Origin of the sequence: Dietzia alimentaria 72 (assembly GCF_000226215.1) — a bacterium.
Lineage (GTDB): Bacteria > Actinomycetota > Actinomycetes > Mycobacteriales > Mycobacteriaceae > Dietzia > Dietzia alimentaria.
In genome coordinates this window covers 1-7,677 of the sequence record NZ_AGFF01000013.1, presented here as the reverse complement: position 1 = coordinate 7,677, position 7,677 = coordinate 1, and the positions used below count along the sequence as shown (strand labels likewise).

The following is a 7,677-nucleotide window of genomic DNA, read 5'->3' as shown; positions in this document are numbered from 1 at the left end:
AGGTGTCGTCCGCGGCGGGGCGGGGCGGAGTCTGGGTGGCTGCCCGGTCGTGCCTTCAGTTGCCCGGGATGCCGGGGATCCGGATCTCGGGTAGGCCCGGGATGCGGATCGGGTCTCCGGGGCGGGGCGCTCCGGGTGGCGGCGGGGCGTCGTCCGCGGGAGCGGGAGCGGCCGCGGGCGGCTCCACCCTGCACTCGATCCGGTCGCGGGCCGCGTAGGTGGAGGTGAAGGTGTCGGTGCTGATGGTGTCGTCGCCACGCTTCACCACGCGGGTCACGCGTGCGGTGTAACCGTCGGCGCCCGGGTCGGGGGAACAACTTGCGGAGGTCACTACCCGCACTTCCGGGCGTCGGATGTTGCTGCGCGGTGCGGTCGAGGTGGTGACCTCGTACTCCGGAGTGCCCCACAGCCGCACGGTCACGGAGTTCCCGCTGCCCGACGCGTCGATCACCAGCCCCGTGCCCTGCTCGTTGCGGAAAGCCACGTCCGAGGAGGCGCTGGCGTCGCGTCCGGCGGGGAAGGCCTCGCCGTCGACGCCCCTGGCCGAACGGACCAGCCCCTGCGCACCGGCCTCGTACGCCGCGTTGAACAGCGCTGTGGCCACGGCGTCCGCGGACGTATTGCCCGAGTAGGTGCCGGCGACGTCCGCCATGGAGAAACTCTCGCCGGCGGGGATGAGATACCCCGCGAGGGAGGCGATCATCGACTGTGCCTGCCCGTTCGCCCCGACGGCGACGGTGAATTCGCCGACGGGTGCGCGGATGCCCGCCTTCTCGGCATCCTCGGTGGTGAGCTCGGGGTCGCGGCTCACGTATCCGACGGGCAGCAGTCGCGGCCCCCGGACGTCGGTGAGCTGCCCCGGGAGTGCGCCGAGCAGCGGCCCCCATTCGATCGTGCGGCCCTCGACCGCCGGAACGACGGAAGCCGACGAGCCACTGAACGAGAAGGTGGCATCGCGCCCCTCCTGCTCTGTCTCCTCCAGCAGGGGCTCAAGGATCCCCTTGGCGGCATCGGCGTCGAACCGAGGCTCGAGGATGTCGCCCTCGCGGACGAACTCGAGGTACTCGCCGATACGGTCGCGCGGGAACTGGATCGGCACCGCGTCCGGGTCCTCGGGATCGATCATCGTGATCTCGCGCTCGGCGGGCTCCACCCGGTCGCGTCCGGGGCGCGGGGGCGGGGGCGGCATCCTCGTGGTCACGGTGGTCATGGGCGGAGCGGTGCCGTCCTCGGTCATCCGCGAGGCAAGCAGGGTCAGGTCCCGGGTGGCCGCGGGCGTGGCCACGTCACGGATGAGTGCCCGCACCTGCTCCGGATCGGTCTCCGTGGGGCTGAAGTCGACGGGCAGGTCGACACCGTCGTCGTCAAGCCAGTGATCGAGCACGGCGTCACGCGAATTCTCGATCTGCAGCCGTTGTCCGTCGAGCGGAATGGCGGACTTGACCTGGTCACGGTCGAACCAGATGGCGCCCTCGCGGGGTTCGAAGTCTGCTTGCAGCGCGAGCTTCTCCAGGAAGTCGGTCAGGCGGGCGTCGGGGATCACGCTGGCGATGCCCACCTCGGTCGACCAGAAGACGCTGATCAGCCGCGTGATCGGGTTGAGGGGCTGTTCGCCGGCCCGGTCGAGGGTGCCCTGCCAGTCTACCGAGAGTCCGACGGCCTGCGGATCGAGAGTGGTGGACACGGCCCCGGCACGCAGATCCACCTCGTCGTCGACCTTCTCCCCCAGTTCGGCGACGAGGCGCTGTTCGGCGTCGAGGGTCTTCATTCCCCCGACCTGGATCCCGGAGACCTCCGTGCCGCGCGGGACGCGACCGATGCTGTGGACGAGGTCGAACCCGTAGAGGACGGCCAACGCCATGAAGATGCCTACGCCGATGTAGATCCGGCGCGAACGTTCGCGGTAGCGCATGCGTTCGGCGGCCGGCCTGTGCTCGGTGCCCTCGATCGCGACCGGGCGTGCCGGACCGACATCGTCGACGTTGTCACTCGCAACGTCGTCGCTGGTGGTGGGATCGTCCACGCGTTCTCACGCCTCCTCACGGATACGGGACACCGCAGGCCCGGCGATCGCCGGGCCGGGAATCCCACCCGAAGCCACTGTGTAGTCCACTATGGCGGAACCGCACCGATGAGTGCAGCCCCCGCGCCGGGCGCAGGGGCTGCATCTTCTCACGGGAGCGACCCGCGACTACCGGCTTTCCCGGTCCTGAGGTCAGCGCTCGATGATCGCGGTGACGCCCTGGCCACCGGCGGCGCAGATGGAGATGAGCGCGCGGCCCGACCCCTTCTGCTCGAGCAGCTTGGCGGTGGCGGCAAGGATCCGCCCGCCGGTGGCGGCGAACGGGTGGCCCGCGGCCAGCGACGAACCGTTGACGTTGAGCTTGCTGCGGTCGATCGAACCCAGCGCCTTGTCCAGGCCCAGACGCTCGGTGCAGTACTCCTCGGACTCCCAGGCGGCGAGTGTCGCCAGGACCTGAGAGGCGAAGGCCTCGTGGATCTCGTAGTAGTCGAAGTCCTGCAGGGTCAGGCCGTTGCGCGCGAGCAGGCGCGGAACCGCGTAGGTGGGGGCCATGAGCAGCCCGTCGGGCGTACGACCGTCATGGCCGTGGATGAAGTCCACCGCCGCGGTCTCGGAATCCACCAGGAAAGCGCGGACCGGCAGCTTGTTCTCCTTGGCCCACTCCTCGCTGGCCAGCAGTACCGCGGACGCGCCGTCGGTGAGCGGGGTGGAGTTGGCGGCTGTCATGGTGGCCTCGGTGCCGTGGGCCTGGGCGTCGCGCTTGCCGAAGACCGGCTTGAGCGTGGCCAACTTCTCGACGTTGGAGTCAGGACGCAGGTTGTCGTCGCGCGCAACCCCGAGGAACGGCGTGACCAGATCGTCCTGGAAGCCGGACTCGTACGAGGCGGCGAGCTTCTGGTGGCTGGCGACGGCAAGCTCGTCCTGATCCTCGCGCGTGACGCCCATCTCGCGGGCGGTGATGGCGGCGTGCTCGCCCATCGACAGACCCGTGCGGGGTTCGGAGTTCTGCGGCTGCTCGGGCGCCAGTGCCTGCGGGCGGATCTCGCCCAGGAGCTTGATGCGGTCGATGTTCGACTTGGCGTTGCTGACCTTGATGAGGATCTTCCGCAGGTCGTCGTTGACCGCGAGCGGCGCATCCGAGGTGGTGTCGGTGCCGCCCGCGATGCCAGCCTCGATCCGGCCCATCGCAATCTGGTCGCCGATCTGGATGGCCGTGGCCAGGCCGGTGCCACAGGCCTGCTGCAGGTCGTAGGCGGGGGTAGCGGAATCGAGCACCGAGCCGATGACCGTCTCGCGGGTGAGGTTGAAGTCACGCGAGTGCTTGAGCACGGCGCCTGCCGCGACCGCGCCGAGGCGCTTGCCCTGCAGGTTGTAACGGCTCGCGAGTCCGTCGATGGCGGCGGTGAGCATGTCCTGGTTGGACGCGTCCGCGTACTTGCCGTTCGAGCGTGCGAAGGGGATTCGGTTGCCGCCGACGATGGCGACCTTGCGGGGGCTGTTGGTCACGTTGAGTCACTCCCGATTGCTGTGGTATCCGATGGCCCGCAACGCGGCCCTAGCGAGTATTGTTACTCAGCAGTAAGTTACTTGTCGACCCGCAGTACCGCACCTCTTCAGGAGATGATCGCCATGGCACAGGGCAACCTCGACCTTTACTCGCAGTTCGTGACCTCGGCCCCAGGGTCGTTCATTGCCGGCAAGGTCGGCCTGCCACAGCCCGAGCAGCTGCGACGTTACGAGGCTGGCCAGCCCGCTCTCCACGGTCCTGTTCTGGTGGGTGGCCACGGCCGCCTCGTAGAGCCCGTGCGCGAGATGCTGCAGAGCGATTACGAGATCGCCGGCGCGGACGCCGAGGGTAAGTTCGCGGGCCTCGTCTTTGACGCGACCTCCGTGCGTCGCGCCGAGGACCTCAAGGAGTTGTTCGAGTTCTTCAACCCGGTCATCCGCCGCGTCGCTGCCAGCGGTCGCGTCGTGGTCCTGGGCACCACCCCGGAGGAGACCGGCTCGGTGGAGGAGCGCGTAGCCCAGCGTGCGCTCGAGGGCTTCACCCGCTCGCTCGGCAAGGAGATGAAGCGCGGCGCGACCGTGCAGCTGGTCTACGTCTCAGCCGACGCCGACACCGGCGCCTCCGGCCTCGAGTCGACCCTGCGCTTCATCCTCTCGGCCAAGTCGGCCTACGTCGACGCCCAGGTCTTCACCATCGGCGCCGGCGCCGCCACCGCCCCCTCCTCGTGGGATCGTCCGCTCGAGGGCAAGGTCGCCGTGGTCACCGGTGCCGCCCGGGGCATCGGCGCGGAGATCGCCGCCGTGCTCTCCCGTGACGGCGCGCACGTGATCTGCTGCGACATCCCGGCCGCCGGCGAGTCGCTTTCGGCCACCGCCAACAAGGTCGGGGGCACCTCGCTGCCGCTGGACGTCACCGCCGCCGACGCCGCCGAGGTCTTGGCCAAGCACGTCACCGAGCGTCACAACGGCACCGTCGACATCCTGGTGCACAACGCCGGCATCACCCGCGACAAGACCCTTGCCGGCATGGACGCCGCCCGTTGGGACTCGGTCATGGCGGTCAACCTCATCGCTCCCGAGCGCATCACCGCCGAACTCGCCGAGAAGGGAATTCTGGGCGACGGCTCGCGCGTGGTGGGTGTCTCCTCGATGGCCGGCATCGCCGGTAACCGCGGTCAGACCAACTACGCCGCCTCCAAGGCCGGCGTGATCGGGTTCGTCAACGGCGCCTCCGCCGAGCTGGCGTCCAAGAAGATCACCGTCAACGCAGTGGCTCCGGGCTTCATCGAGACCCAGATGACCGCGGCGATCCCGTTCGCCACCCGCGAAGCCGGTCGCCGCATGAACTCCATGCAGCAGGGTGGCCTGCCGGTCGACGTGGCCGAGACCATCGCGTTCTTCGCCAGCCCCGCCTCGTCCGCGGTCACGAACAACGTGATCCGCGTGTGTGGCCAGTCGCTGCTGGGGGCGTGATCTGACATGGAATACACCCGACTTCCCGCCATCCCCAACCTGCTGGCCCAGTACGGCAAGGCGGCCCTCGGTTCGGTGCCGATCCTGGGCGGTAAACGCGACGGCAAGTCGATGCCCGCCAAAGGCGTCGAGGTATCGGGCGTGCGCGTGGACCCTGCCAATCTGGCGGCGTACGCCCGCGTCTGCGACCTGCGGCTGACCGACGAGCTACCGCTGACCTACCCGTTCACACTGGCGTTCCCGCTGAGCATGCAGCTCATGCTGGATCCGGATTACCCGGTGCCGGCCATGGGGTCGGTGCACCTGACCAATGAGATCGAATCGCGGCGGGCGATCCGCGTCGGCGAGGACCTGAACATCCGGGCGCACGCCGAGAACCTGCGCGAGCACCCCGCCGGGTTGCTGCTGGACGTGGTCACCGAGATCCGTACGGGTGACGACGACGAGCCCGCCTGGGTGCAGCGGTCGGGCCTGCTCTCCAAGCGCAGGACGTCTCTGACCCCCGCCAAGGACGCACCGCGCCCGCCCCGACCCGAGGCACCGACCGCAGCGGAGATCGGCGACCCCACGGTGGTGAAATCGGTTTCTGAGGCGCGGATTGCGGAGTACGCGGCCGTGTCCGGGGACCGCAACCCCATCCACGTGTCCAAGGTCGGCGCCAAGGCCTTCGGCTTCCCGAACGTGATCGCCCACGGTATGTGGACGGCCGCCACCATGCTCGGAACGGTCGAGGGCGGAATCCCCGAGCGTGCCCGCTACTCAGTGGAGTTCGGCAAGCCCGTGATCCTGCCGGCCAAGCTGGGCGTCTACGCGCGGCGCGCGGCAACCGCCGGCGATCTCGCATGGTCGCTGACGGTGCGCAATCCCAAGAAGCTCGGGACCGTGCACGCCACGGCCACCATCGAGGAGCTCTAAGTCCCTCAGCGCGTCCGCCGCCGTCGACACGACGGCTGCAACGGAGGGCAGGACACGAGCGCCCCGCACACATCGCCCGAGAGGCGGGTGGGCGGGGCGCTCGCCTCATTTCGGCACCAGCGGTCCCTCTCTGGTCGGACCGGTCCGATAGGGTTACCTGCGCCACGGTGGTGATCCCGATCACCACGGCCGCGTCGCCTCCGACCTGTGCCCCTGCCCCGCCACCAACCCCTAGGAGAAGCAGTGACCACCCGAGGACTGCCAGCCCCAGCCCTGTCCCGCGCCCTCGCTGGAGTCGCCGTCGCGGCAGTGGTGTCGGTGGCCGCGCCGCTCACCGCGTGCGCACAGAGCAGCATGCCCGGAGGCGGTTCGAGCTCCGACTCGCTGGGTTCGTTGGCCCCGGAACAGCCGCTCCTCCCCGGCCCCGCCGTCGAGGTGGACACCGTCGCCGACAGGTTCACCATCCCGTGGGATGTCGTCCGGGACCCTGCCGGCGTCATCGTCACCGGTGAGCGGGACTCCGGCACCCTGTACGCGATCCGCGAAGGCGGCGAGCGGTTCACTGTCGAGGCCGATTTCGGTGACATGTTCACCAAGACCGAGAGCGGCCTGTTGGGGCTGGCGCTGGCGACCGACTTCGCGGACAGTCGCGAGGTCTACACTTGCCACTCCTCGGCGGAGGCGAACGATAACCGGGTCACCGCCTGGCGGGCCGCCGATGACTGGTCCCGACTCGAGTCCCCCCGCGTGCTCGTCGAAGGCATTCCGCTGGCCGCCGGCGGTCAGCACTCGGGCTGCCGCATCCTCGCCCACCCCGACGGCACGGTGTACGTCGGCACCGGTGATGCGTTCACCGGCCCCGCGCCCCAGGACCTCGAATCGCTCTCGGGAAAAATCCTTCACGTCACCCGGTCCGGCGACCCCGCCGACGACACCATCGACGGCTCGCCGGTCCTAACCTTCGGGCACCGCAACGTGCAGGGACTGGCCCTGCGCCCCGACTCCGACCAGATCTTCTCTGCCGAACACGGCCCGGACGTCGACGACGAGGTCAACCTCGTGACCCCGAAGTCCAATTACGGGTGGGATCCGAACTCCGGCGGCCGGTACGACCAGAACGTCCCCATGACGGATACGGGGAAGTTCCCCGATGCAGTGCGGGCCGCGTGGCGATCAGGCAACCCGACGCTCGCGCCGTCCGGTGCCGCGTTCCTCGACGATCCGGCATGGGGTGAGTGGGACGGAGCCCTGGCCGTGGCGATGCTCAAGACCAGCCAGATCGTCCTGATGAAGATGTCCGCCGATGGGAAGTCCGTGGTCAGTGGCTCCGTGTCGATCCTTCGGGGCGAACATGGTCGGCTGCGTTCGATCACGTCCGAGCCCGGCGGATCGCTGCTGGTGACCACCTCCAACGGCGGCGGCAAGGACGAGGTGCTCCGCGTCAGCCCCGCGACCTAGCAGCGCCTGGCTCGCAGTCGCGGGCCCGGGAGTGCAGCCGGGCAGCGCATCCCGCCACACATGGCGACCCGCGTGCGGCCAGGCAGCGCATCCGCCCGCAGGTGCGCTGCCCCCGCGACTTGCGATGCCACTATGTACGCCCATGACCGGGGTGCGCTGCCGCTAGGGACCATTCCGCCAGCGCGAGTCCGAGACGCAGCACAACTGCGGGGACTCACGCTGCGAGTCTGCACACCGCCCCGCGACCTAGCAGCGCCTGGCTCGCGGTCGCGGGCCCGGGTGTGCAGCCGGGCAGCGCATCC

The 7,677-nt window shown here is 69.5% G+C and carries 5 protein-coding genes; 3 read left to right on the top strand and 2 right to left on the bottom strand.

Translation table 11 applies throughout. The features are described 5' to 3' along the window. Positions 1 to 55: 55 nt before the first annotated feature. Complete coding sequence (locus tag ON04_RS06480; protein ID WP_010540783.1) at positions 56 to 2,023, bottom strand: VanW family protein; 1,968 nt, start codon at positions 2,021 to 2,023, stop codon at positions 56 to 58. 192 nt (positions 2,024 to 2,215) lie between these two features. After that, positions 2,216 to 3,529 (bottom strand): acetyl-CoA C-acetyltransferase, encoded by a 1,314-nt coding sequence (locus ON04_RS06475; protein ID WP_010540782.1) that lies wholly within the window; start codon positions 3,527 to 3,529, stop codon positions 2,216 to 2,218. A 123-nt stretch (positions 3,530 to 3,652) separates the two neighbouring features. Between ON04_RS06475 and ON04_RS06470 the strand changes: the two genes are divergently transcribed. The 3 genes from ON04_RS06470 to ON04_RS06460 all read left to right on the top strand — a co-directional run bounded on the left by ON04_RS06470 (position 3,653) and on the right by ON04_RS06460 (position 7,375). After that, a complete protein-coding gene (locus ON04_RS06470) occupies positions 3,653 to 5,002 on the top strand; it encodes a 3-oxoacyl-ACP reductase (protein WP_033444137.1) in 1,350 nt (449 codons plus the stop codon). A 6-nt stretch (positions 5,003 to 5,008) separates the two neighbouring features. Beyond that, on the top strand, positions 5,009 to 5,917 hold the full coding sequence (locus tag ON04_RS06465) for a MaoC family dehydratase (protein WP_010540780.1): 909 nt from the start codon (positions 5,009 to 5,011) through the stop codon (positions 5,915 to 5,917). A 243-nt stretch (positions 5,918 to 6,160) separates the two neighbouring features. Continuing rightward, the gene (locus ON04_RS06460; protein ID WP_010540779.1) at positions 6,161 to 7,375 is read left to right on the top strand and encodes a PQQ-dependent sugar dehydrogenase; all 1,215 of its coding nucleotides are present in this window, start codon (positions 6,161 to 6,163) and stop codon (positions 7,373 to 7,375) included. Positions 7,376 to 7,677 lie beyond the last annotated feature (302 nt).